Here is a 23,030-nt window from a genome sequence, read left to right on the forward strand (position 1 = left end):
ATCTTCATTGCATCCGCCCGGCTCACCAGCCCTGCGGCTTGCCTTTATTCTGTTCGTCGAGCCACACCTTCAACGGCGCGAAATAATCGGCCATCGCCTTGCCCGACATGTCGCGGTTGCCGGTGAAGGCCTCCAGCGCGTCGGGCCACGGCTTCGACGCCCCCATTTCGAGCATCGCGTTCAGCTTCGCGCCGACTTCTTTGTTGCCATAGAAGGAACAGCGATGAAGCGGCCCGGTCCAGCCCGCCTGCTTGCATGCCGCTTCGTAGAACTGGAACTGCAGCACGCGCGCGAGGAAATAGCGGGTGTAGGGCGTATTGCCGGGAATGTGGAACTTCGCGCCCGCGTCGAACGCATTGGCGGGGCGCTCGGCCGGCGGGGTGATACCCTGATATTGCAGGCGCAGCTGGGTCCATGCCGTGTTGTAATCGGCGGGCTTGATCGTTCCGTCGAACACGCCCCAGCGCCAGCGATCGACGAGCAGGCCGAACGGCAGGAAGGCCACCTTGTCCATCGCCTGACGCAGGAGCAGCCCGATATCCTTGTCGGCACTCGGCACCTTCGCCTTGTCGAGCAGGTTGATGTCGACCAGATATTGCGGGGTAATCGACAGCGCGACGAAATCGCCGATCGCCTCGTGGAAGCCGTCGTTGGCGCCGTTGAGATAGAGGAACGGCTGTTTGTTATAAGCGCGCTGGTAATAATTATGGCCCAGCTCATGATGGATCGTGGTGAAGTCGTCGGCGTTCACCTTGATGCACATCTTGATGCGGATATCGTCCTTGTTGTCGACATCCCATGCCGAGGCGTGACACACGACCTCACGGTCGGCGGGCTTGGTGAACAGGCTGCGCTTCCAGAAGGTATCGGGCAGCGGCGCCATGCCGAGCGACGAATAGAAATTCTCGCCCGCCTTGACCATATCGAGCGGCCCCTGCCCCTTGGCTTTCAAGAGGTCGCCGACGTCATATCCCAGATCGCCCGAGCCCTTCGGCGCGACGAGCGGATAGATATTGCCCCATTCCTGCGCCCACATATTGCCGAGCAGATCGGCACGGATCGCGCCGGTCTTGGGCTGCACCGCATCGCCATATTTCTCGTTCAGTTTCCAGCGGACATAGGTGTGAAGCGCGATGTAGAGCGGCTTCACTTCCTGCCACAAACGCTCGGTCGTCTTCGCGAAATCATCGGGCGACATGTCATAACCCGAACGCCACATCGCGCCGGTGTTGGCAAAACCCAGTTCCTTCGCGCCGGCGTTCGCGATGCCGACCAGCTTGGCATAATCATCCTTCATCGGCGTGCCGACATTATCGTGCCAGCTCGTCCACATTTCGGCGAGTTCGGCGGGGGTACGCTCGACATTGCCCATCTGTTCTTCGATGTCGGAGCCCGAGATCTCCTTGCCATTCAGCGTCCCGCGACCCTTGCCATATTGCGACTGCAGGTCGGTCGCGATCTGGTTGAGTTCGGTCGCGGCGCCCGGGGTGGTCGGCGCGGGCAGGACCAGCCCGGTGCGCAAAATGTCGAGCTTGCGCTTCGTGTCCGCGCTCAGCCCGGCGACACCGGAATATTTGGCCGCCTCAATCGCATATTGGACCGACTTTTCGGTGCCGACCGCGTTGATCCGCGCCGCCATCGCGTCGGTATCCTCGGTCAGATAGGTGCTGTTGACCCAGTTCACCTGGCTCGCCTCGACCGTATAGTCGAACAAATCCTTCTCGACCGCCGCGATGAACGCGTCGGCATCGGCGGCGGTCGGCGCCGCGGTCTTGGTCGCGGCGGGCGCGTCCTTCTTCTTTTCCGCAGCGACGGCGGGGCCGGCGAGCGCAAGCGCCGTCGCAAGCGACAGGCAGGAAATCATCGTCTTCATGGAGTGCGTCCTCTGACATATTGATTGCGCTCTGTGGCGCGATGGCGTGAATTTGGACCGCGCCCGCGGCCCGGTCAAGCCGTCAGAAAGGTCGCGATCGCCTCACCCAGCTCGGGCTGGGTCACGCTTGACATATGCGTACCCGGGATCGTCGCGAGCTGCGCATCGGCCAATGCCGCGACCAGTTCGGGCGCCGATCCATTGTCCTGATCCTGTTCGCCGCATACGACCAGCACCGGCATGATCAGCGCGGCCAATGCTTCGGGCGGGGTGTCGGTAAAGCTGTCGAGCAAATGCCCGGCGGCGATGCGGTCGACCTTCATCGTCTTCATGAACTGGATCGACAGCCAGGTGTCGTCACCGCGTTTCGCGCTTTCATATTCGGCGATGACGCGCTTGAAGAACTGCCCGCGCTTCGCCCAGCCGGCCAGCCCCGCGAGGCCCATGCCGCCGAGGATCAGCCGTCGCGGCTTCACCCCCGCGACGACCGCGCGCACGCTGGTCCGCGCGCCGAGCGAAAATCCACCGAGGTCGAAATCGTCCAGCCCCAGATGCGCGATCAGGTCTTCGAGGTCGCGGACGAGCACGTCGGCGGGATAATATTCCTCCTGGTGCGGCGCTTCGCTGTCACCGTGAATGCGCAGATCGGGCATGATCACGTGATAGCCCTCGGCCGCGATCCGCGCTGCGGTACCGAATTTGATCCAGTTGACCTCAGCGTTCGAAAACAGGCCGTGGAGCAGCAACAGCGGACGCCCTTCGCCCAGCTCGCGCCATGCCAAGCGCACGCCGTCGCGCGCCTCGAAAAACTGCACGTCGCTCATCGCGGCCTCAGGCCCTTTTGTTCCATGCGCCACTTCGCCATCTCGATCCGGTCCTGTCCGAAAAAGGGTTCGCCCTCGAACACCAGAGTCGGCACGCCCCAGTGGCCCGCGATTTCGAGCGCAACCTGGTTCGCGGCGATTTCGGTATCGAGCGCCTCGGCGTCGCTTAGCGCCTCGGCATCGAGTTCGGCAAGATTGAGTCCGGCGCGGCGTGCCGCGTCGGCCAGATGATCGCCCAAATGCCAGTCCTGTGCCCCGCCCCATATCAGCTGGCCGACCTCATGCGCAAAGGCGAGACTCTTGCCCCGCCGCGATGCCGCCTGCCCAAGCCGGGTGAGGCGATAAATATAAGGCTGTTCGGCGGATATCTGGCGCGTCGCGATATTCTGGACGATCGGGTCGGGACGCGGCGGGCCGAAGGGAATGCCGTGAAACTGTGCGACGCGGATCATGTCGCGCATCGTATAGCTCAGCCAGTTCGGATGGGCGCGCTCGAAGAAATCGGGCTGCCGGATCGCGAGCGGATAGACCGGCCGCAGGTTGATCGTCACGTCATGACTTGCCGCCAGCGCGCGATAGCGGCCGACCGCGAGATAGGAATAGGGCGAGCGAAAGGACCAGAAAAGGTCAGCAGCAAGACTCATGACACTATCCATGCCAAAAAGACCGACAGCAGCGCAAGCTTTGTGCACGAATTTTAGCACCAAGACGGATCATTTCGCAGGTGCAGCAAATCCGGGATTGAACATAGTAGCAGTTGCTATTATGTCGCATGCCATGACTGAAACGATCGGTTTCCTGCTGAACGACACGGCGCGGCTATACCGCCGCGCCTTCAACGCGCGTACCCGCGACAGCGGGATTACCGCGCTGCAATGGCGGTTGATTACCTATCTGCGCCGCCACGAAGGGATTCGCCAAGGACCGCTCGCCGAACTGATCGAGGTGGAACCGATCACACTGTCGCGGATGATCGACCGGCTGGCGGAGGCCGGGCTGGTCGAACGCCGTGCCGACCCTGCCGATCGCCGCGCCTGGCGGCTCCACCTGACGCCGCGCGCCAACGAATTGCTGAGCGGCATACGCGAGATCGCCGAAACGCTTACCGATGAAGCCGCCGAGGGCTTGTCCGAGGACGAGCGCGACCAACTGATCGCGCTCGTCGAGCGCGTCCGTTCCAACCTGTCCCGCCGCGCGTGCGTGAAAGAAAGCCAATGACCGACCCTATCGCCCCCACCCGGCCCAAGGCCGAAGCGCTGTCCGAACCCACCGCCGCGATCGCCCGGCCCGACCCCGTGCCCGCGCGCACGGAGGCCGGGACGGAGGCAAAGGAAACGCCCAAATGGCGCACGCGGCTGTTGATGTTCGGCGTGCCGCTGGCGCTCGTCGCGGCGGGCGCCGGCTGGTGGCTCACCAGCGGCGGATCGGTGTCGACCGACAATGCCTATGTCCAGATGGACAAGGTGTCGGTGGCGGCCGAAGTCGGCGGGCGCATCACCGAAGTCGCGGTGCGCGACGGGCAGCAGGTCGCGGCCGGGCAATTGTTGTTCCGGATCGATGGCGAACCCTATGCGCTGACGGTCGCGCAGGCGACGGCGGCAATCGATGCCGCCGAGGTCGAAGTCGGCAATCTGTCGGCGAGCGCGCGCACGTCGAATGTCGACATCGCCGCCGCGCGTGAGGATGTGGCCTTTGCGCAGGTCAATTTCGAGCGTCAGGCGGCGCTGATGGAAAAAGGCTTCACCACCAAGACGGCCTATGACGCGTCGCGCCATGCGGTAACGCAGGCGCGCGAGCGCGTGCGTCAGGCGGAAGCCGCCGCCGCCGAGGCGCGGACCAAGCTCGCCGCCGGGCCGTCGAGCGGCGTCAACCCGCAGGTCGAAGCGGCGCGCGTCCAGCGATCGCAGGCCGAGGTCAATCTGGGCCGGACCGAAGTGCGCGCGCCCAGCGCGGGACGCGTCGCCCAGTCGGATCGGCTGCAGCTTGGCCAGATGATGGTCGCGGGCCTGCCTGCGGTCACCCTCGTCGATACCGGGCATCCATGGGTCGAGGCCAATTTCAAGGAGACCGACCTTGCCGAGATGCGCGTCGGCCAGCGCGCGGAAATCAGCTTCGATGCCTATCCGGGGCTGAAGATACGCGGCCATGTGCTGACCATCGGCGCCGGCACCGGCAGCGAATTTTCGGTACTGCCTGCGCAGAACGCGACCGGCAACTGGGTGAAGGTGACCCAGCGCGTTCCGGTGCGCATCGCCTTGGACGAAAAGCCCGCGCGCAACATGATCGCCGGCCTATCGGCCGACGTCACCGTGTTCACGAAGTAATCGGGTGCCGGCCCCTGTTCTCCTTCGGGTGACGGACGCGCAGCGCTAGCCATGGCAAGCCGCGCCCTTCCCCGACGGTCGCCCGCCACGGCGCTGCCCGGCGACGACAGCATCCCGCTGCACGAACGTGTGCGCTATCGCGGTCTGTTGACCGTCGCCGTCATGGGCGCATCGATCATGCAGATCCTCGACACGACGATCGCCAATGTCGCCATCCCCCACATGCAATCCTCGCTCGGAGCGACGAGCGAGACGGTGAACTGGGTGCTGACAAGCTATATCATCGCCAGCGCGATCGCGATGCCGATCACCGGCTGGCTCGCCGATCGCATCGGCCGCCGCCAATTGTTCCTCGCCGCCGTCTTTGGCTTCATCCTCGCGTCGATGGCGTGCGGCGCCGCACAGACGCTGGAGGAAATGGTCGCCTTCCGCTTTGTTCAGGGCATTTGCGCCGCCTTCATCGGCCCGCTCAGCCAGTCGGTGATGCTCGACATCAACCCGCCCGAACGTCACGCGCGCGCCATGTCGATCTGGGGCATGGGAATCATGATCGGCCCGATCCTTGGTCCCATATTCGGCGGCTGGCTGACCGAATCGGTCAATTGGCGCTGGGTCTTCTACGTCAATCTGCCGGTCGGGATCATTACCCTGGCGATGATGTGGGCGCTGCTGCCCGCGACCAAAAAGACCGACCGCAAATTCGACCTGTTCGGATTTTCCATGCTCGCGCTGGGGCTCGCCGCGCTCCAGCTGATGCTCGACCGCGGAGCGCATGAGGACTGGTTCAACAGCATCGAGATATGGATCGAACTTGGCGTCGCGATCGCCTGTCTGTGGATGTTCGTCATCCATATGTTCACCGCCCGCGCGCCGCTGTTCAGCCGCAAGATGCTGGCCGACCGCAACCTCGTCACCGCAATGGGGTTCATGATCGTCGTCGGCCTCGTCATGTTCGCCTCGATGGCGCTGCTGCCCCCCATGTTGCAACGCCTGTTCGGCTGGCCCGTGATCGACACCGGCTGGGCCCTCGCGGTGCGCGGCGTCGGCATCCTCTTCAGCATGGCGGTCGCCGGGCAATTGCTGGGCAAGATCGATGCGCGCTGGCTGGTCAGCACCGGGCTGGCCATCGCCGGCTATTCGTTATGGCAGATGAGCCACTGGTCGCTCGCAATGGGAATGCAGCCAGTCGTCATCAGCGGGCTGGTACAGGGCATCGGCATGGGCCTGATCTTCATCCCGCTCAATACCATGGCCTTCGCCACCATCCCGCCGCAATATCGGACCGACGGCGCGAGCCTGCTCAACCTGTTCCGCAGTATCGGCGCATCGGTCGGCATTTCGGTCGTGACGACCCTGCTCGGGTCGAACACCCAGACGAGCCATCAGGATCTGGCGTCGCACGTCACCAACAGCTCGATCAGCCTGATCGATCCGTCGACCGCCGACCGCTTTGGCGTCGCGGGCGACACGCTGATGGCGATGCTCAATGCCGAGATCAACCGACAGGCCGCGATGATCGCCTATCTCGACAATTTCTGGGCCATGATGTGGGTCACGCTGGCCTCGATCCCGCTGGTCATTCTGCTGAGGCCCCCCAAGCCCGGCGCACCGCAGGCGTCGGCCGCCGACATGGGTCATTAAGAGCGATACCACTGTTGCCCGCAGCGACAGCCACCGGTGATTATGATCGCCTCCGCGTCAGGACCATCGCGGCCATGGCACCCAATGTCGCAAGCGCCATATCCTTTTGTGCGTCCCAGATGTCGCCTTGCTGCCCATTGTAGCGGTCGGCGGTCTCGCCCGCCGCGGCGATGGTCAGCAACCATTCGAAGATTTCATACAGCGCCGAAATGGCGAGCACCCAACCGAGCCCCGCCAGCGCCGCGCCGCGCGTCCCGAGCCCGCCCCAGCGCCGCACGACCTCGGCCACCGGGATCACCGACAGCGCGCCAAAGGCGAAATGAACGAGCCGGTCATAATGGTTACGGTTCCAGCCGAAGAGGTCCGACAGGCTCGTGCCGGTCAGCGCCCGCGCCCAGTCATCATAAGGGACATTGCTATAGGCATAGCGCCCGCCGAGCGTGTGGAGCGCCATGAAAAGGACAATGCAGGCGACCGAAGCGGTCGAGAGCGGCCAGCGGCGCAGCAACCAGGGCGAAGCCACGATCAGCAGCATCGTCGGGAGATGCTGGAGCAGCGCAACCTCGGGATAGGGCTGTTCGATCTGCGCGAGGAGCAGCAAGATGAGGAGCAGGCCGGTCAGGCGGCGCTGCGCGGGCGGAATAGAAGAAATGGTTGCGGTCATTCGCCCTCCCCTACCCGTTCGCATCGAGCGAAGTCGAGATGCCTATCGTCAGCGCTCCCCCTCACGGTGTCTCGACTTCAGCCGAAGGCTGAAGTTTATCCTGAGCGCCCGCCCTGCGGGCAGCCGAAGGGCTCGACACGAACGGAAATTATGGGCGGTTTGGGAATTGGGGACGGTTTCGCGCGGCGCTCACCAGCGCAGCGACATGCAGCTGAGCCCCGCATCGATATGCGCGATCTGCCGCGTCGGCAGCGGCCGGAATGCGATGCCGCGTGCGCCAAGCAACGCGTGCGTCGCGGTCCAGCGGTCGCCGACAAGGACGGTATCGCCGATGCGCAATATATTGGCCGCAGCCTCTTCGCCGGGCGGGGTGGTCACGACCTCCAGCCCTTCAAATTGCGGACAATCGGCGAGCGCGGGGACGGTCAGGATCGTGCCGTCGTCGATCAGCCCGCAGCCGGTCTTGAAATGGAGGACGCCGGGCGGAGTCTCGGCGATCTCGGCGCGATAGCCGAGTTCGGCCAGCCGCTCCGCGAGTTCCCCGGCGCCGGTGCGGTCCGTCCGCGCCGACAGCCCGATAAGCACCCGGTCGGCGAGGCGCAGCACGTCGCCGCCATCGGCATAGCCGGCGCCGGTCATTTCGAGCAGGCGCGGGTGAAGCGCGGCGAGCGGCTCGCGCATATGCTCGACCTCGCCCGCGCGCGTTGGCGCGCCCGGACGGAGCAAGATCGCGCCTTCGGGAAAGGTCAGCGCAACATCTTCGGTGAACAGCGCGTCGGGGAAGTCATCAAGCGGCGGGAGGACTTCGACTGCAAGGCCGAGTTCGCGAAGCGTCGCGACGTAGGCGGTGTGTTCGGCGACGAGGTCTGCGAAATCGGGATCAGGGCCGCCGTCGGCGCGGATGCCATGGACCGCCGACGGCGCGGGCGCACGGCAGAGGGCATGGGTAAAACGCGTCGGCCCGCGGCTCATTCGTTCGTCCGCTCGAAAATCCGGCCGCACAGGAAAACCGCTTCGCCCTCGCTCCAGTTTTCCAGACGGCCGTCCACGAGATCAAATTCGTACAGGACATCGGCGAGCTGGATCGTCAGCGGCGAATCGCGCATTTGTTCGACGCGATAGCGTCCACGCGACGTCCAGCCTTCGACCGTAAGTTCATAGCGGAAGTCCGGTTCGAAGCGGATGAGCGCATCCACCTGTTTGGTGCTGGGGGTTTCGCCTTCCTCGCATTTCTCGCCGACCATTTTCCAGGTGCCGAGAATGTCTTCGGGAACGACCGCGAGATCGCCGGACAATTGCGCCGGCGGGCTTTCGGCTGCGGCGGACGGGATACCGGACGCCGCCAACGCGAGCATCCCTGCGAATATCATCGTCCGCCGCGCCACAGGATCAGCCCTTCTTCAGGTGGCGGCGGCCGAGCAGTTCGGCGATCTGCACCGCGTTCAGCGCCGCGCCCTTGCGCAGATTGTCGCTGACGCACCACAGGTTCAGGCCGTTGTCGACCGTGCTGTCGTCGCGGACGCGCGACACGAACGTTGCATAGTCGCCGACGCATTCGACGGGGGTGATGTATCCACCGTCCTCACGCTTGTCGACGAGCATCACGCCCGGCGCTTCGCGCAGAATCTTCTGCGCGTCCTCGGCCGACAATTCCTTTTCCATTTCGATGTTGATCGCTTCCGAATGGCCGACGAACACCGGCACGCGAACGCAGGTCGCGGTGACCTTGATCTTGGGATCGAGGATCTTCTTGGTCTCGGCGACCATCTTCCATTCTTCCTTGGTCGAGCCGTCGTCGAGGAAGCTGTCGATGTGCGGGATGACGTTGAAGGCGATCTGCTTGGTGAACTTTTGCACATCCTTCTCGTCGCCGACAAAAATCTGGCGCGTCTGGTTCCACAGTTCGTCCATGCCGGCCTTGCCCGCGCCCGACACCGACTGATAGGTCGAGACGACGACGCGCGTGATCTTGGCAGCGTCATGCAGCGGCTTCAACGCGACGACCATCTGTGCGGTCGAGCAATTGGGGTTCGCGATGATATTGCGCTTCTTATAATCGTCGATCGCGTCGGGGTTCACTTCGGGCACGATCAGCGGCACGTCGGGGTCCATGCGATAGAGCGAGCTGTTGTCGATCACGACGCAGCCTGCGGCGGCGGCTTTCGGCGCGTGAACCTTGGTCGCGTCGCTGCCGATCGCGAAAATCGCCATGTCCCAGCCGGCCCAGTCGAAATTGTCGATGTTCTGGCATTTCACGGTCCGACCGGTGTCGCCGATTTCGACGTCGAGTCCCTGGCTGCGCGACGAGGCGACAACGGCCAGTTCGTCGATCGGGAATTCGCGCTCGGCGAGAATGGCGAGCACTTCGCGCCCGACATTGCCCGTGGCTCCGGCGACAACGATACGATAACCCATTTACTCACTCCTCAACGTAATAACCGTGATTGAAAAACGAAGATCAGACCTTCCAGCGAAAATGGCCGGTCAGCCTGTGGTCGAACAAGGCGTCTTCTTCGCGCGCACCCGCCCCGATATTGTGGATGACGAGCGGCACGCCGGCGGCAGTCTTGCGGTCGGACACGATGCCCGTGTGCGGCAGGCGTCCCCCGATCAGCGAGGTAAAGACATCGCCCGGACGCCAGTCGGCGGCATCGGTGGTGACGGGCAGTGCCGCCCCCTGCCGCTTCCAGTAGGCCGCGAGATTGGGCACCCGCCGGTGGTCGATGTTGCGGTCGGGGCGGCGCAGCCCCCAGTTTTTCGGATAAGCCCCAAAATTAGCGCGCATGTCGGCATTTACAAGCGCCTGAAGGTCGGCGCCCATCGCATCGCGATAGGCGCGGATCAGGACGTCGGTGCACACGCCCTTGGCGCGGGGAACATCGCCGCCCGGAAACGCCAGCACGCTATAGGCCGGATCATAGGTCAGGGTGACGCCGACCTGCCTCCGCGCCGCCGCAACCAGTCGCTGCGCGCCGGTCGCAGCCAAAGCCCCGCCCGACATGCCAAACGCCAATGCGGCGCCGATGAAGGCGCGCCGTGTCGGCTGAAATGGCACTCGCTGATGCATGATTTGCTTTGCCCACAAGAAAACGACCGGCTCTGCCTGTTGGCGGAACCGGTCGTTTTGGAAAGCTGTTTCGGCTTTGGGGGAGAGTAGCTCTCCTTAGCCTTAGCTCTTGGCTTCCGACCGGTTGTCGCGGCGCTCCGCAATACGTGCCGATTTACCAGTGCGACCACGCAGATAGTAAAGCTTCGCACGACGGACAGCGCCCTTACGGACGACGGTAATCGAATCGATGTTGGGCGAATAGAGCGGGAAAACGCGCTCGACGCCTTCGCCGAACGACATTTTGCGCACGGTGAAGTTGGAGCCCATGCCCTTGTTCGAGCGTGCGATGCACACGCCTTCGAAATTCTGCACGCGGGTGCGTTCGCCTTCGACGACCTTCACGCCGACCTTCAGCGTGTCGCCGGGGCGGAATTCGGGGATCGTCTTGCCAGCCTTGGCAATTTCTTCGGCTTCGATCGTCTGGATGAGGTTCATGTCCTCTAGTCCTTTTCTTTTCGCCGCGCGCCAGAGGCAGGTCGGGCCCGAGCATCGATATGACGCTCCCAAAGGTCCGGCCTGCGTAACCGTGTATGATCTTGTGCCTGTTGTTTCCGCCAGGCCGCGATCTTCGCATGATCCCCCGATCGCAGCACTTCGGGGATCGTGCGCCCTTCCCAGTTCACGGGTCGGGTATAGTGCGGATATTCGAGCAAACCGTTTTCGAACGATTCGTCGTCACCACTAGAAGCCGCGCCCATTACGCCGGGAAGCAGGCGAATGCAAGCGTCGAGCAGCAACAGCGCCCCCATCTCGCCGCCTGACAGGATGATGTCGCCCATCGACACTTGTTCGATGTCGCGCGCCTCGAAAATTCGCTCGTCAAAGCCTTCGAAGCGGCCGCAGAGGATGATCGCGCCGGGACCGGCGGAAAGACTCCGCACACGCGCCTGTGTAATCGGGGTGCCGCGCGGCGTCATCGCAAGGATCGGAAGGCCCGGATGCGCGGAGCTGGCATGATCGACCGCGGCGGCGAGCACATCGGCCTTCAGCACCATTCCCGCGCCGCCGCCCGCAGGCGTATCGTCGACGGTGCGGTGCTTGTCCGTTGCGAAATCGCGGATCTGCACCGGGGCGCAATTCCACGTCCCGCTTTCGAGCGCGCGCCCCGCCATGCTGTGCCCCAGCGGACCGGGGAACATGTCGGGATACAGGGTGAGGGGAACAGCGGTGAAGGTCATGGCCGGCGCTCACCATAAATTTGGCGCCAAGTCCACCGCATCAAGCCGTGCCCCGACAGCCATGCCAAAACAGCGCCAACCGGCCCCCACCAAAGGAAAGAAACGGCAAGCGCCCAACCAAAAGCAGCTGAATAGGCCCACAATCCGATCATAACCGGGATCAACAGCAATGTCGGCACGATCACGGGAGCGACGATCACGGCTTCCCGGAAACCAACCCCGCCCTTACCCGCACGACGTAGCGAAGCGCGATACACGAGCATCATCCCGAGTTGCATCAGCAGCATGAACGAGATCAGAGAGATGGCCGGAACGATGCTCATGATAGCGGCTCCCATAACTCGTCGGGAAGCAAGTGGCGATCCTTCTCCATCTCCTCGTGCAGCCATTCGCGAAACCGCTCGATCTTGCGTACCCCGACGCGGTTGTCGCGGTGGACGAGATAGTTGCCGGTTCCGGGCTGATAGATGGTGTCGAACGGCCGCACGAGCCGCCCGCTGTCGAGCTCGACCTGCCAGTAAAGCGGCGTCATCAGCGCGATCCCGAAGCCGCCCTGTACCGCGGTCGATTCCTGAAGCTGGCTGTCGAGTTCGACGCCGCGGCGCGGCGCGGGCGGTGTGCCGATTCCCGCCTCGGCGAACCATCCCGCCCACCACGGATCATTGGGCGCCAGCCGCTCGACGCGCAGCAAATCCTCGGGCGCCGCGATCGCATGGGCGTCGCGGAACATCGGCGAACAAAGCGGCGTCACATAGCTGCGGAACAGGAAATCGCTGCGCAGGCCCGGCCACAGACCGCCGCCGGTGCGGATCGCGACATCGACATTGCTGGAATCGAAATCGACCAGATCGTTCGACATCAACAGCCGCACCGCAAGATCGGGATAGGCAAGCTGAAAACGCCCGATGCGCGCGCTGAGCCAGGTGCCGCCAAAGGTGATCGCGGCATTGATCGTCAACACATCGGCATCATCATTGCTGAGCGCGCCAAAGGCATCGGCCATGGTCGCAAAGGCATTGCTGATCGCCGGGAGCAGGCGCTGTCCGGTTTCGGACAGCCGAACGCGGCCCTTTTCGCGCACGAAGAGAGCGCGGCCGAGACGATCTTCCAATTGGCGAATCTGATAACTGACCGCCGCCTGCGTCAGCCCCAGTTCCTCGGCCGCGCGCGAGAAATTCTCCAGACGACCGGCGGCTTCGAAGGTCCGTATGGCAGCAAGGGGCGGCAGCCTGGGCATACAGCTTTATAAGTTCAGCTTATGATATGGTCTACGGCTTTTGTTGGCCGCCTGGCGCGGGTGCGTGCATATTCTCCCCATCAAGCGAAAGGAGATGAACGATGAAAGACGAGCATTTCATGCGCGCCTGGAATGAGGGTCATGACCATTTCAGCGCCGATATCACCCGCGGCCTCCATTGGCTCGCCACCCCCTTCCGCTGGCTTGGCGAATGGATCGCCCTGCCCAGCGCGCCGGGCGAAGACAGCGCCTTCACCCGGATCGCGGCGCGTTGCGGCGCGGAGCCCCGGCGGGCGCGATAATATCCGGCCCCCGGGTTGATGAAGAAACCTGGGTTCGGCAGGAAAACGGGGTGAGGCCGCTCCTTGCACAGGGCCTCACCCCGTAAACCCTATCGGTTTTCAGGCGGCACGACGCGCAGGCGCAGGGCCTGAATTGTGGCGGGCGTCGTCGGGGCCAGCAACAGCACCCCGTCGAGTTTCCCTTTTTCGCAATCGAGGCGGAAAGCGGCCGACATCGCGCCCGTCGGTGCCAGCGGCTCGGCCGCAGGACAGGCGCCAACCTCGGCTTTGAGCCTCGCAAATTCCGCCGCCCAGTTTTCGGCAGAACGGTCGAGCAGGAAGTTCATCGCGAGCTTGCCCCGCAGCGGACCGAGGTCGCCCGCAGCATAAGCTGCCCTTGCCGCCGCATAGGCATCGGCGATCGCAGGCGACACCGGCACGGCGCGCGCCTCAAGCAGCCCCGCCTTATCCAGCGCGACCGCGGTGTCCCACGCCGGCGACGACGGCCCGGCATAGGTGCGGTTCGACAGCGCGAACACCCCGACGCCATGGTCGGGCATCAGCATCACATGGCTGCCATAGCCCGGATAGCCGCCGCCGTGCGCGAGCGTCAGGCCAAGGTCGCAATCCTGCGCGACGCGCCAGCCCATGCCATAGGCAGCGGCCTGCTTGCACGCCGTCGGACCACTCGCGCCGATGCGGTTCGCCACCGACACGAAATTCAGCCCCTGCGCCATTTCGCGCACCGTCGCGCGCTTGACCGGTCCGGTGTCGGCATCGTCGCGCGGCGGCCAGGCCGACAGCAGGAAGGCGACCCATTTGGCATAGTCATTGGCGCTGACCTGCAGCCCGCCCATCGCGTTGAACGCGCCATCGATCATCTCGGGTTCGGGGGACCAGCGCTCATTCTCCCAGCGATAGCCAAGCGCATAGCGCGCCTTGGGCGCGTTCGGCGCATCGAAGCCGCTGCTCGTCATGCCGAGCGGGGTCAGGATCGTCTTCTGGACATATGCGGTATAGGCCATGCCCGACGCCGCGGTGACGATCCGGCCGAGCAGCGCGTAGCCGAAGTTCGAATATTCGTGCTGGCTCTGCGGCACGCGGCTGAACGGCACACCCGCCGCGATCATCCGGGCGAAGTCCTCATGCGGCAACACCTGTTGCCGGTCGCCCCACGGATCGTCGGTGACGAGGCCGCCGACATGCTGGAGCAGATCGCGGACCCGGATGCGCGGGCTGTCGCTGGTCGGATAGGTCCAGCCCTTCATTTCGGGCACATATTGCTCGGCCAGATCGTCGAGGCGCAGCTTGCCCTCGTCGCGCAGGTTCAGAATCGACAAGGCGGTGAACGCCTTGGTCATCGACGCGATGCGGAACAGACTGTCGGCGGTGACGGGGCGTTTGGCGGTCAGATCCTGAACGCCGACGCCCTTTACATAGGCAAGCTTGCCATCCTTGACGATGCCGTAAACCATGCCGGGGACATGCGCGTCGGCCTGAAATTTCGCGAACAGCGCGTCGATTTCAGGAGCAAGCCGGTCGAGGCTTTTGGGCGCGTCATCCTGCGCCAGCACCGGAAGCGGAGCCGCCGACAGCAACGCAAAAGCCAATCCCGATTTCCAGCGCATGCCATTCCCCCTTAACGATTGGGGCGACGCTATCAGCGCGGTCAGGCCTCGGCAACAAAGGCGGCGTTGACCACCACCTGCTCGCCCCATTCGGGAACGGCGTTTGCATTCATCGGCACCATGAAACGCTTGCCGTTCGGGCGCTGGATTTCGAGGATGTCGCCCGCACCGAAATTGTCGATCGCGACGACTTCGCCCACCGCTTCGCCATCGGTCGAAACGCACGGCAGGCCCAGCAGATCGTGATGATAATATTCGCCTTCGCCCAGCGGCGGCAGCGCCGAACGCGGGACGGTCAGCAACGTGCCGCGAAGCGCCTCCGCGGCGCTGCGGTCGGTGACTTCGGCAAAGGTCGCAACCGCGCCCTGATTTGCCGGACGCACCGATTTGAGCGTCAGTTTGCTTGTCCCCGCGTCGAAAACGGAAAAGGCGCGGAGAGACTCCGCGCCTTCGCCGAATAATTTGAGGCGCACCTCGCCCCGTACCCCGTGCGCACCAGCGATGGCGGCGAGGGTGACGGGGCGCGACGCGTCGACCAAGGCTTAGCCCTCGGCCTTTTCTTCGCCAGCTTCAGCAGCCGGGCCGCCTTCGGCGACTTCCTCGGCGATCGCGGTCGCGTCGGCGGGGGTTGCGTCGGCGGGGACTTCTTCAGCCACGGCGTCGGCAACGGCTTCAGCGGTTTCTTCGCTCTTCACCGAACCGGTTGCATCCGATTCAGCGGCTTCGGGAGCAGCAGCTTCTTCAACCACTTCGGGTTCCGGCGCCGGAGCGGCGGCGGCAGCAGCAGCAGCTTCTGCAGCGTCAGCAATCTTCTGAGCCTTTTCTTCGGCGCGTTCCTTGGCCTTTTCGCCCGGGACAGCCTTGTTCGGGTTGTTACGCGCGGTGCGCTCGAGGACGCCAGCAGCGTCGAGGAAGCGGGCGACGCGGTCGGTCGGCTGCGCGCCAACCGAGACCCAATGCTTCGCACGATCGGCGTCGAGCTTGATACGCTCGGGATTATCCTTGGCGAGCAGCGGGTTGTAGCTGCCGATACGCTCGATGAAGCGGCCATCGCGCGGGCTGCGCGAATCGGCGACGACGATCTTGTAATAGGGACGTTTTTTCGAACCGCCGCGTGCGAGGCGAATGGAGGTTGCCATGATATTTTCCTTCAGTTTTAAAGTTTGGAAGTTCAGTCGAATTATTTCTTTTTATTCATAAGGTTGGCGAGTTCTGGCGGAATGCCGCCACCACCGCCCAGGCCGGGAAGCCCGCCAAGGCCACCCGCACCGCCGCCGCCCATACCGGGAATGCCGCCGCCCTTGCCGAACAGCGCGCCGAGCCCCTTGAGCCCGCCCATCTTGCGGATCTTCTTCATCGCGCCGGCCATTTCCTGATGCATTTTCAGCACCCGGTTGACCTGCTGCACCGTCGTGCCCGAACCGTTGGCGATGCGGATCTTGCGCTTCGCGGTCAGGATTTCGGGCTTCGCGCGCTCCTTGGGGGTCATCGACCCCATGATCGCGTCGAAATGGATGAGCATCTTGTCGTCGGCGGCGCCCGCCGCCATCTGCGCCTGCGCCTTCTTGATCCCGGGGATCATGCCGGCAAGCGCGCCGAGGCCACCCATGCGGCGCATCTGGTTCAATTGGGTGCGAAGGTCGTTGAGGTCGAAGATGCCCTTGGCCATCTTCGCCGCCATCGCCTCGGCCTCTTCGGCCTGGATCGTTTCGGCCGCGCGTTCGACGAGGCTGACGACGTCGCCCATGCCGAGGATGCGGCCTGCGATGCGCGACGGCTGAAAAAGTTCAAGCTCGCCCAGCTTTTCACCCGTGCCCGCGAACTTGATCGGCTTGCCGGTGACGGCGCGCATCGAGAGCGCGGCACCGCCGCGCGCGTCGCCGTCCATGCGGGTGAGCACGACGCCGGTGAGCGGCACCTGATCGGTGAAGCGCTGTGCGACCTGCACCGCGTCCTGACCCGTCAGACTATCGACGACGAGCAGGGTTTCGGCCGGATTGGCGGTGCGCGACACCGCCTGCATCTCGTCCATCAGTTGCTGGTCGACGTGGAGACGGCCCGCGGTGTCGAGCATCAGAACGTCATAGCCCTGCAGCTTTGCCGCCTGCATCGCACGCTGGGCGATTTCGACCGGCTGCTGGCCCGCGATAATCGGCAACGTCGCGACGTCAATCTGGGTGCCGAGGACGGCTAGCTGTTCCTGCGCGGCGGGGCGATTGACGTCGAGCGACGCCATCAGCACCTTCTTGCGTTCTTTTTCCTTGAGCCGCTTCGCGATCTTTGCGGTCGTCGTGGTTTTACCCGAACCCTGCAGACCGACCATCATGATGACGGCGGGCGGGGCGACGTTCAGATCGAGCTCGGCGGTTTCGGAACCAAGCATTTCGGTCAGCGCGTCGCTGACGATCTTGACGACCTGCTGCCCCGGGGTGACCGAACGCAGGACATTCTGACCGATGGCGAGTTCGGTGACCTGATCGACGAAGCTGCGCACGACGGGCAGCGCGACGTCAGCCTCAAGCAGGGCGATTCGCACTTCGCGCATCGCTGCGCGCACATCATCCTCGGTCAGCGCGCCGCGGCCGCGGAGCTTCCCGAAAACATCGCCCAGGCGGGTGCTCAGATTGTCGAACATGGCGCCTTCAAATCCCTTCCTCGGCCCGCAACGCAAAAGACGCCGGTGAGCGAAACCTCGCCAACCAGCGTTATCCGTGGACAGAGTTTTTCCGTCGCGGAGTCGATATGCCCGGACGCAATATGTGTCCGAACGCGGGCTCCCTACACAAATCGGCGCGCAAAGGCAAGGCGCGCGGGCGGCTCGCTGCTTAACGCAAATTTCATCGCTCTGCGCCCAAAAGGCAGCGTGTGTGGGGAATATATATATGTCAGCAGCTATGACCGAGCCGAAGCCATATGATCGCAGCGAGGGTGCCAAACGCGACATCATCGCGGGCGGAGTCGTCATTGCGGCGACCCTGTTGTTCGTCGGCACCGGCGGCAAGGTCATGCAGGCAGTCGTCGGCACCCTTATCGGCATCGGCGGCGGACCCGACAAGGTCTTGTCGGTTGCACTGATTCTCAACATCGCGCTGATCCTGTTCGGCTGGCGCCGCTACAAGGATCTGAACCGCGAAATCCGCGAGCGCACCGAAGCCGAACGACGCGCCCGCTACCTCGCCGACACCGATCCGCTGACCGGCTTCCTCAATCGCCGCGCACTGCTGGCCAGAGGACAGCGGCTGATCGCCGACGCCACCGCCGAGGGACGCCATGTCGCGCTCTTTCTGCTCGACCTCGATCATTTCAAGACGGTCAACGACATTCACGGCCACGCTGCGGGCGACCGCGTGCTGCACGTCGCGGCCGAGCGCATTTCGGCCATCCTGCCGCCCAGCGCGACCATGGCGCGGCTCGGCGGCGACGAATTTGTCGCCATGCTGCCGTTCGAGCCCGCCGCGCGGCCCGACATCGACGCGCTTGCCGCCCAGCTTGTCGCGGCGCTCGAAGAATCGGTCGCGCATGACGCGCAGATGATTCGCATCGGCGCATCGCTCGGCATTTCGCTGGCGACCGACGCCAGCGCGGTGATGGAAACGATGGTCCGCCAGGCAGACATCGCCATGTATCATTGCAAGGACAAGGGACGGAACCGCCATATCTGGTTCGAAAACGGGATGGAGATGGCAGTGCAGGTCCGCAACCAGATCGAAACCGGCATCCGCGAGGGCATGCCGCGCGGCGAGTTCGTCCCGCATTTCGAACCACAAGTCGATATCGCCAGCGGGCGGCTGGTCGGCTTTGAAATGCTGATGCGCTGGGAATCGCCCGAATATGGCATGATCCCGCCCGAACGCTTCATCCCGATCGCCGAAGAAAGCGGGCTGATCGGCGAATTGTCGTTGCAGGTGATCAAGGAGGCGATGGAAGCCGCCAAAGCCTGGGACCCGTCGATCATGCTGGCGGTCAATATTTCGCCGCAGCAATTGAAAGACCCCTGGTTCAGCCAGAAACTGACCAAATTGCTGGTCGAGACCGGCTTCCCGGCCAGCCAGCTGGAGGTCGAGATCACCGAAAGCTCGCTGTTCGAAAATCTGCCGCTCGTCCGCTCGATCGTCACCAGCCTGAAAAATCAGGGCGTGTCGCTCAGCCTCGACGATTTCGGCACCGGTTATAGTTCGCTGTCGCATCTGCGCGCGCTGCCGTTCGACCGGATCAAGATCGACCGCAGCTTCATTGCCGCCATGCGGGGCAGCCCGGACACGCTGGCGATCATTGTCGCCATCGTCCGGCTCGGCGAAAGCCTTGCGATGCCGATCACCGCAGAGGGGGTCGAGGATGAGGCGACGGCGAGCGAACTGACGCGGCTCGGCTGCGCCAAAGGCCAGGGCTGGTATTATGGCCGCGCCATGTCCGCGACCGACACCGCGCGCATGCTCGCCGATCGCGACCTGCTGCGCGCATCGTTGCCGCCTGCGACCGGTGCGTCGACGTCCGACGCCGAACCGCTGCGCAAGTCGGCCTGACCCACCCGCATCGCTAGACTTCGCGGGCCCGCGCCCTTACATGCGCGGCTATGGCAGATCGCTTCACCAAGATGCACGGGCTGGGCAACGACTTTGTCGTGATCGACGCGCGCGCGGCCCCCGTCGAGATGACCCCGGCGCGCGCGCATGCGATCGCCGACCGGCGCCACGGCATCGGCTGCGACCAGTTGATCCTGCTCGAACCGTCGACCAGCGCCGACGTTCGCATGCGTATCTTCAACGCCGATGGCGGTGAGGTCGAGGCGTGCGGCAATGCCACGCGTTGCGTCGCGACCCTGATCGGCAAGCCCGCGGTGATCGAAACGCTGGGCGGCATGCTGCGCGTCACGCCGGCTGATGGTGGCGCCGAAGTCACGCTGGGCGAACCCGTTTTCGACTGGGAGCATATCCCGCTGGCGATGCCGATGGACACGCGCGACATGCCGGTCGCATGGGACGAGCTGGAACATGGCGCCGCCGTCAATGTCGGCAATCCGCATATCATCTTCTTCGTGCCCGAAGCCGATGCCGTTGCGCTCGACGAACTCGGCTCGCGGATCGAAACCGACCCGCTGTTTCCCGAACGCGTCAACGTCAATGTCGCGAGCCTCGACGGCCCCGACCGGCTTCAGCTGCGCGTGTGGGAACGCGGCGTCGGCCTTACCCAGGCGTGCGGCACCGGCGCCTGCGCGACCGCCGTCGCTGCGATCCGCGCCGGCCTTGTCCAATCGCCCGTCACCATTGCGCTGCCCGGCGGCGACCTGATCATCCGCTGGGCGACGGGCGAGCCGATCATCATGAGCGGCGCCGCAACCCGGGTGTTCGAGGGCGAGACCGATTGGGCGCAGTTCGGATGAACGCTGCCGTCACGGGCCAGGTCGAAGTCGTCAATTTCGGATGCCGGCTGAACATCGCCGAGGGCGAAGCCGTGCGCGCCGCCGCAATGCAGGCCGGTGTGCAGGACGCCATCATCTTCAACAGCTGCGCCGTCACCGACGAAGCGGTACGGCAGGCGCGGCAAGCAGTACGGCGCAGCTTGCGCGAACGTCCCGATGCCACGGTGGTCGTCACCGGATGCGCGGCCGAGCTGGAGGCCGAACGCTTTGCCGAGATGGGCGCCCGCGTGGTTCGAAACGACGCGAAAGGGCTGGCTGCGAGCTATGGCGACGAGCCCGCATCGCCGGCCGGTCCCCAGCCCTACGCCCCCGCTCTCTCCGGCGCCGATCATGCCCGCGCCTTTCTTGGCGTCCAGACCGGCTGCTCGCACAGCTGCACCTTTTGCGCGACGGTGATGGCACGCGGAGCGGCGCGATCGGCAAGCGTCGATGCCATCCTCGACGCCGCCCGCACCGCCCTCGATCGCGGCCAGCGCGAGATCATCCTGACCGGGGTCGATCTGGCCAGCTATGGCGACGACAGCGGCACCACGCTCGCCGCACTCGTCGAGGCGCTGCTCACGCTTCCCGGCCTCGACCGGCTGCGCCTCTCGTCGCTCGACCCCGACCGCATCGACGATGCGCTGTTCGCGCTGCTGACCGGCGAGGCGCGCGTGATGCCGCATGTCCATTTGTCGCTGCAGGCTGGCGACGACATGGTGCTGAAACGCATGAAGCGCCGCCACAGCCGCGCCGACGCGGTCGCACTGGTCCGGCGGCTGAAGACCGCCCGCCCCCAAATTGCGATCGGGGCCGACCTGATCGCCGGATTTCCCACCGAGGATGACTCTATGTTCGCCAATTCGCTGGCGCTGATCGACGATTGCGACATCGTCTTTGGCCATATCTTTCCTTACAGCCCGCGCGCCGGAACCCCCGCCGCACGGATGCCGCAGGTCGGCCGCGCCCTGTCGCGCGAGCGCGCGGCGCGGCTGCGCGAAGCCAATGCCCGCCGCCGGCATGGCTGGCTCGACGCCCAGACGGGAACGACGGCGAGCATGCTGGTCGAGCGCGACGGCCTGACCGGCCATGCCGAGAATTTTGCTCCGCTCGCATTGGCAGCTCCCGCCGCACCCGGCACCGTCATCGCGGTGGAACTGACAAACCGCGACGGTGACCGCATGATCGCCGCCCAAATCCACAAGGACATCGCAGCATGAGCGGCTCAAGCTGGAGCGAGCGACTGTTCGGCGGCCTCAAGCGCACATCGGAACGGCTGGGCGAAAATCTGGCGGGGCTGACCGGAAAGTCGCGCCTCGACGATGACGATCTCGACCGGATCGAAGAGGCGCTGATCACCGCCGACCTTGGCCCCGCCATGGCCGGACGTATCCGCGACCGCCTGGCGGCCCGGCGCGATGCCGTCGCCAGCGGCGTCGAGGAGCTGCGCAAGATCGTCGCCGAGGAAATCGCGATGGTCCTCCGCCCCGTCGCCGAACCGCTCGAGATCGACGCCTTTCCGCGTCCGCAGGTCATATTGGTGATCGGGGTCAACGGGTCGGGCAAGACGACCACCATCGCCAAGCTCGCGCATCTGTTCCAGGAACAGGATTATGGCGTGATGCTCGTCGCGGGCGACACCTTTCGCGCCGCAGCGATCGGCCAGCTCAGGGTCTGGGCCGAACGGCTGGGCATCCCGATCATGGCGGGACCCGAGGGCGGCGATTCAGCTGGCATCGTGTTCGACGCGGTCAAACAGGCGACCGCGACCGGCATCGACGTTCTGATCGTCGACACCGCCGGGCGGCTTCAGAACAAGCGCGAGCTGATGGACGAACTCGCCAAGATCAAGCGCGTCCTCGGCCGCCTCAACCCCGCCGCGCCGCACGATGTCGTGCTGGTGCTCGACGCGACGACCGGACAAAATGCCCTGTCGCAGATCGACGTGTTTCGTGAAGTTGCCGGGGTCACGGGCCTTGTCATGACCAAGCTCGACGGCACCGCCCGCGGCGGCGTTCTGGTTGCCGCCGCCGAACGCCATGCCTTGCCGATCCACGCGATCGGCATCGGCGAAACCATCGACGACCTTCGCCCCTTCGACGCAGACGAGATCGCCGCGATCATTGCAGGAAATATACGATGAGCGAACCGCTCGAACAGCTGCCCTCCGGCCCGGAGATCGTCCCCGCGCCCCCGCCCGCCAAACATGGCTGGCTCAATTTCGCGATCGATTTCGGCCCGCTGCTGGTCTTTTTCCTCACCTATAAATTCACCTCGGGCGGGACAAGCGCCTTTGCCTCGACTACCGGTGCGATCAAGGGCACCGTCGCCTTCATGGCCGCGATCATCGTCGCCATGGCGGTATCGAAATGGAAGCTGGGCAAGATTTCGCCGATGCTGTGGCTGTCGGGTGTCCTCGTCATCGGTTTCGGTGCGTTGACCATCTGGTTCCACGACGAACGCTTCATCGTGATGAAGCCGACGATCATCTATGGCGCCTTTGCGGTCCTGTTGCTCGGCGGCTGGTGGTTCGGGAAACCGATGCTCAAATATCTGCTGCAATCGGCGCTCGAAGGCGTCACCGAGCGGGGCTGGCTGCTCCTGTCGCGCAACTGGGGACTGTTCTTCGGCGCTCTCGGCATCGCCAATCACATCATGTATCTGATGATCCAGCGCGGCGATTTCAGTTTCGACACCTGGCTGACGGTCAAGGTCTGGGGGATCACCGCCCTCTCCTTCGTCTTCACCTTGACCCAATTGCCAGTGATGATGAAGAACGGCCTCGCGCTGCCCGAAGACCCTGCGGCTGACAAGCAAGGTTGAGCCATTCCCCCGACGCTGGCATAGCAGCTGTTATTGGCAAAGGGTCGCTG

General features: G+C 64.4%; 24 protein-coding genes and 1 pseudogene. 9 read left to right on the plus strand and 16 right to left on the minus strand.

Annotation, left to right across the window (positions count from 1 at the left end):
• Positions 1-22 precede the first annotated feature (22 nt).
• The 3 genes from ACSYDV_RS03525 to ACSYDV_RS03535 all read right to left on the minus strand — a co-directional run bounded on the left by ACSYDV_RS03525 (position 23) and on the right by ACSYDV_RS03535 (position 3,341).
• Complete coding sequence (locus ACSYDV_RS03525) at positions 23-1,873, minus strand: M2 family metallopeptidase (RefSeq protein WP_438322354.1); 1,851 nt, start codon at positions 1,871-1,873, stop codon at positions 23-25.
• Positions 1,874-1,947: 74 nt separating this feature from the next.
• Entirely contained in the window at positions 1,948-2,697 is a 750-nt protein-coding gene (locus tag ACSYDV_RS03530; protein WP_438322355.1) for an alpha/beta fold hydrolase, read from the minus strand.
• Positions 2,694-3,341, minus strand: a complete 648-nt coding sequence (locus tag ACSYDV_RS03535) for a 2-hydroxychromene-2-carboxylate isomerase (protein WP_438322356.1) — start codon at positions 3,339-3,341, stop codon at positions 2,694-2,696. Before ACSYDV_RS03535 ends, ACSYDV_RS03530 begins: the two co-directional genes overlap by 4 nt.
• A gap of 133 nt (positions 3,342-3,474) precedes the next feature.
• Between ACSYDV_RS03535 and ACSYDV_RS03540 the strand changes: the two genes are divergently transcribed.
• The 3 genes from ACSYDV_RS03540 to ACSYDV_RS03550 are packed head-to-tail and all read left to right on the plus strand — an operon-like array spanning position 3,475 to position 6,662.
• Positions 3,475-3,915 (plus strand): MarR family winged helix-turn-helix transcriptional regulator, encoded by a 441-nt coding sequence (locus ACSYDV_RS03540; protein ID WP_438322357.1) that lies wholly within the window; start codon positions 3,475-3,477, stop codon positions 3,913-3,915.
• Complete coding sequence (locus ACSYDV_RS03545) at positions 3,912-5,021, plus strand: HlyD family secretion protein (RefSeq protein WP_438322358.1); 1,110 nt, start codon at positions 3,912-3,914, stop codon at positions 5,019-5,021. Before ACSYDV_RS03540 ends, ACSYDV_RS03545 begins: the two co-directional genes overlap by 4 nt.
• Before the next feature lie 51 nt (positions 5,022-5,072).
• The gene (locus ACSYDV_RS03550; protein WP_438322359.1) at positions 5,073-6,662 is read left to right on the plus strand and encodes an MDR family MFS transporter; all 1,590 of its coding nucleotides are present in this window, start codon (positions 5,073-5,075) and stop codon (positions 6,660-6,662) included.
• 40 nt (positions 6,663-6,702) lie between these two features.
• Here ACSYDV_RS03550 and ACSYDV_RS03555 read toward each other — a convergent pair whose 3' ends face one another.
• The 9 genes from ACSYDV_RS03555 to ACSYDV_RS03595 form a co-directional block, all read right to left on the minus strand.
• The gene (locus ACSYDV_RS03555; RefSeq protein WP_438322360.1) at positions 6,703-7,326 is read right to left on the minus strand and encodes a DUF2238 domain-containing protein; all 624 of its coding nucleotides are present in this window, start codon (positions 7,324-7,326) and stop codon (positions 6,703-6,705) included.
• A gap of 189 nt (positions 7,327-7,515) precedes the next feature.
• Positions 7,516-8,298, minus strand: coding sequence for a dimethylarginine dimethylaminohydrolase family protein (locus ACSYDV_RS03560; RefSeq protein ID WP_438322361.1), 783 nt, complete (start codon positions 8,296-8,298; stop codon positions 7,516-7,518).
• Positions 8,295-8,672 carry a hypothetical protein gene (locus tag ACSYDV_RS03565; RefSeq protein WP_438322362.1) on the minus strand — a complete coding sequence of 126 codons (378 nt, stop codon included), beginning with the start codon at positions 8,670-8,672 and terminating at the stop codon, positions 8,295-8,297. The genes ACSYDV_RS03560 and ACSYDV_RS03565 overlap by 4 nt, the downstream gene beginning before the upstream one ends.
• A gap of 43 nt (positions 8,673-8,715) precedes the next feature.
• The gene (locus tag ACSYDV_RS03570; RefSeq protein WP_438322363.1) at positions 8,716-9,741 is read right to left on the minus strand and encodes an aspartate-semialdehyde dehydrogenase; all 1,026 of its coding nucleotides are present in this window, start codon (positions 9,739-9,741) and stop codon (positions 8,716-8,718) included.
• A 43-nt stretch (positions 9,742-9,784) separates the two neighbouring features.
• Positions 9,785-10,393 (minus strand): DUF1287 domain-containing protein, encoded by a 609-nt coding sequence (locus tag ACSYDV_RS03575; RefSeq protein WP_438322364.1) that lies wholly within the window; start codon positions 10,391-10,393, stop codon positions 9,785-9,787.
• A 102-nt stretch (positions 10,394-10,495) separates the two neighbouring features.
• Complete coding sequence (gene rplS / locus ACSYDV_RS03580; protein WP_438322365.1) at positions 10,496-10,870, minus strand: 50S ribosomal protein L19; 375 nt, start codon at positions 10,868-10,870, stop codon at positions 10,496-10,498.
• Between the two features lie 5 nt (positions 10,871-10,875).
• Complete coding sequence (gene trmD / locus ACSYDV_RS03585; RefSeq protein ID WP_438322366.1) at positions 10,876-11,613, minus strand: tRNA (guanosine(37)-N1)-methyltransferase TrmD; 738 nt, start codon at positions 11,611-11,613, stop codon at positions 10,876-10,878.
• Positions 11,610-11,936, minus strand: coding sequence for a hypothetical protein (locus ACSYDV_RS03590; RefSeq protein ID WP_438322367.1), 327 nt, complete (start codon positions 11,934-11,936; stop codon positions 11,610-11,612). The genes trmD and ACSYDV_RS03590 overlap by 4 nt, the downstream gene beginning before the upstream one ends.
• Positions 11,933-12,850: a LysR substrate-binding domain-containing protein gene (locus ACSYDV_RS03595; protein WP_438322368.1), complete on the minus strand. Its 918-nt coding sequence runs from the start codon at positions 12,848-12,850 to the stop codon at positions 11,933-11,935. Before ACSYDV_RS03595 ends, ACSYDV_RS03590 begins: the two co-directional genes overlap by 4 nt.
• Before the next feature lie 101 nt (positions 12,851-12,951).
• Between ACSYDV_RS03595 and ACSYDV_RS03600 the strand changes: the two genes are divergently transcribed.
• Entirely contained in the window at positions 12,952-13,152 is a 201-nt protein-coding gene (locus ACSYDV_RS03600) for a hypothetical protein (RefSeq protein WP_438322369.1), read from the plus strand.
• Positions 13,153-13,241: 89 nt separating this feature from the next.
• Here ACSYDV_RS03600 and ACSYDV_RS03605 read toward each other — a convergent pair whose 3' ends face one another.
• The 4 genes and pseudogenes from ACSYDV_RS03605 to ffh form a co-directional block, all read right to left on the minus strand.
• Complete coding sequence (locus ACSYDV_RS03605) at positions 13,242-14,759, minus strand: serine hydrolase domain-containing protein (protein ID WP_438322370.1); 1,518 nt, start codon at positions 14,757-14,759, stop codon at positions 13,242-13,244.
• Between the two features lie 41 nt (positions 14,760-14,800).
• Positions 14,801-15,298, minus strand: coding sequence for a ribosome maturation factor RimM (rimM, locus tag ACSYDV_RS03610; protein WP_438322371.1), 498 nt, complete (start codon positions 15,296-15,298; stop codon positions 14,801-14,803).
• A 162-nt stretch (positions 15,299-15,460) separates the two neighbouring features.
• Positions 15,461-15,898, minus strand: a pseudogene (rpsP, locus tag ACSYDV_RS03615) (30S ribosomal protein S16); the annotation flags it as partial.
• A 41-nt stretch (positions 15,899-15,939) separates the two neighbouring features.
• Positions 15,940-17,394 (minus strand): signal recognition particle protein, encoded by a 1,455-nt coding sequence (ffh, locus tag ACSYDV_RS03620; RefSeq protein WP_438322372.1) that lies wholly within the window; start codon positions 17,392-17,394, stop codon positions 15,940-15,942.
• A 247-nt stretch (positions 17,395-17,641) separates the two neighbouring features.
• Between ffh and ACSYDV_RS03625 the strand changes: the two genes are divergently transcribed.
• From ACSYDV_RS03625 to ACSYDV_RS03645, 5 genes are read left to right on the plus strand one after another with little or no spacing between them, the layout of a single operon-like run.
• Positions 17,642-19,282, plus strand: a complete 1,641-nt coding sequence (locus ACSYDV_RS03625) for a putative bifunctional diguanylate cyclase/phosphodiesterase (protein ID WP_438322373.1) — start codon at positions 17,642-17,644, stop codon at positions 19,280-19,282.
• 50 nt (positions 19,283-19,332) lie between these two features.
• Positions 19,333-20,139, plus strand: a complete 807-nt coding sequence (dapF, locus tag ACSYDV_RS03630) for a diaminopimelate epimerase (protein ID WP_438322374.1) — start codon at positions 19,333-19,335, stop codon at positions 20,137-20,139.
• The gene (locus ACSYDV_RS03635) at positions 20,136-21,377 is read left to right on the plus strand and encodes a MiaB/RimO family radical SAM methylthiotransferase (protein WP_438322375.1); all 1,242 of its coding nucleotides are present in this window, start codon (positions 20,136-20,138) and stop codon (positions 21,375-21,377) included. Before dapF ends, ACSYDV_RS03635 begins: the two co-directional genes overlap by 4 nt.
• Positions 21,374-22,300, plus strand: a complete 927-nt coding sequence (ftsY, locus tag ACSYDV_RS03640; RefSeq protein ID WP_438322376.1) for a signal recognition particle-docking protein FtsY — start codon at positions 21,374-21,376, stop codon at positions 22,298-22,300. Before ACSYDV_RS03635 ends, ftsY begins: the two co-directional genes overlap by 4 nt.
• Positions 22,297-22,980 (plus strand): inner membrane-spanning protein YciB, encoded by a 684-nt coding sequence (locus ACSYDV_RS03645; RefSeq protein WP_438322377.1) that lies wholly within the window; start codon positions 22,297-22,299, stop codon positions 22,978-22,980. The genes ftsY and ACSYDV_RS03645 overlap by 4 nt, the downstream gene beginning before the upstream one ends.
• The last annotated feature ends 50 nt before the right edge of the window (positions 22,981-23,030 follow it).

This window comes from Sphingopyxis selenitireducens (assembly GCF_051550705.1).
Lineage (GTDB): Bacteria > Pseudomonadota > Alphaproteobacteria > Sphingomonadales > Sphingomonadaceae > Sphingopyxis.

Bases quoted from the DNA above. Each gene is read 5' to 3' on its own strand.
- ACSYDV_RS03525 (WP_438322354.1), bottom strand. From the start codon at position 1,873: ATGAAGACGATGATTTCCTGCCTGTCGCTTGCGACGGCGCTTGCGCTC.
- ACSYDV_RS03530 (WP_438322355.1), bottom strand. From the start codon at position 2,697: ATGAGCGACGTGCAGTTTTTCGAGGCGCGCGACGGCGTGCGCTTGGCA.
- ACSYDV_RS03535 (WP_438322356.1), bottom strand. From the start codon at position 3,341: ATGAGTCTTGCTGCTGACCTTTTCTGGTCCTTTCGCTCGCCCTATTCC.
- ACSYDV_RS03540 (WP_438322357.1), top strand. From the start codon at position 3,475: ATGACTGAAACGATCGGTTTCCTGCTGAACGACACGGCGCGGCTATAC.
- ACSYDV_RS03545 (WP_438322358.1), top strand. From the start codon at position 3,912: ATGACCGACCCTATCGCCCCCACCCGGCCCAAGGCCGAAGCGCTGTCC.
- ACSYDV_RS03550 (WP_438322359.1), top strand. From the start codon at position 5,073: ATGGCAAGCCGCGCCCTTCCCCGACGGTCGCCCGCCACGGCGCTGCCC.
- ACSYDV_RS03555 (WP_438322360.1), bottom strand. From the start codon at position 7,326: ATGACCGCAACCATTTCTTCTATTCCGCCCGCGCAGCGCCGCCTGACC.
- ACSYDV_RS03560 (WP_438322361.1), bottom strand. From the start codon at position 8,298: ATGAGCCGCGGGCCGACGCGTTTTACCCATGCCCTCTGCCGTGCGCCC.
- ACSYDV_RS03570 (WP_438322363.1), bottom strand. From the start codon at position 9,741: ATGGGTTATCGTATCGTTGTCGCCGGAGCCACGGGCAATGTCGGGCGC.
- ACSYDV_RS03575 (WP_438322364.1), bottom strand. From the start codon at position 10,393: ATGCATCAGCGAGTGCCATTTCAGCCGACACGGCGCGCCTTCATCGGC.
- rplS (WP_438322365.1), bottom strand. From the start codon at position 10,870: ATGAACCTCATCCAGACGATCGAAGCCGAAGAAATTGCCAAGGCTGGC.
- trmD (WP_438322366.1), bottom strand. From the start codon at position 11,613: ATGACCTTCACCGCTGTTCCCCTCACCCTGTATCCCGACATGTTCCCC.
- ACSYDV_RS03590 (WP_438322367.1), bottom strand. From the start codon at position 11,936: ATGAGCATCGTTCCGGCCATCTCTCTGATCTCGTTCATGCTGCTGATG.
- ACSYDV_RS03595 (WP_438322368.1), bottom strand. From the start codon at position 12,850: ATGCCCAGGCTGCCGCCCCTTGCTGCCATACGGACCTTCGAAGCCGCC.
- ACSYDV_RS03600 (WP_438322369.1), top strand. From the start codon at position 12,952: ATGAAAGACGAGCATTTCATGCGCGCCTGGAATGAGGGTCATGACCAT.
- ACSYDV_RS03605 (WP_438322370.1), bottom strand. From the start codon at position 14,759: ATGCGCTGGAAATCGGGATTGGCTTTTGCGTTGCTGTCGGCGGCTCCG.
- ffh (WP_438322372.1), bottom strand. From the start codon at position 17,394: ATGTTCGACAATCTGAGCACCCGCCTGGGCGATGTTTTCGGGAAGCTC.
- ACSYDV_RS03625 (WP_438322373.1), top strand. From the start codon at position 17,642: ATGTCAGCAGCTATGACCGAGCCGAAGCCATATGATCGCAGCGAGGGT.
- dapF (WP_438322374.1), top strand. From the start codon at position 19,333: ATGGCAGATCGCTTCACCAAGATGCACGGGCTGGGCAACGACTTTGTC.
- ACSYDV_RS03635 (WP_438322375.1), top strand. From the start codon at position 20,136: ATGAACGCTGCCGTCACGGGCCAGGTCGAAGTCGTCAATTTCGGATGC.
- ftsY (WP_438322376.1), top strand. From the start codon at position 21,374: ATGAGCGGCTCAAGCTGGAGCGAGCGACTGTTCGGCGGCCTCAAGCGC.
- ACSYDV_RS03645 (WP_438322377.1), top strand. From the start codon at position 22,297: ATGAGCGAACCGCTCGAACAGCTGCCCTCCGGCCCGGAGATCGTCCCC.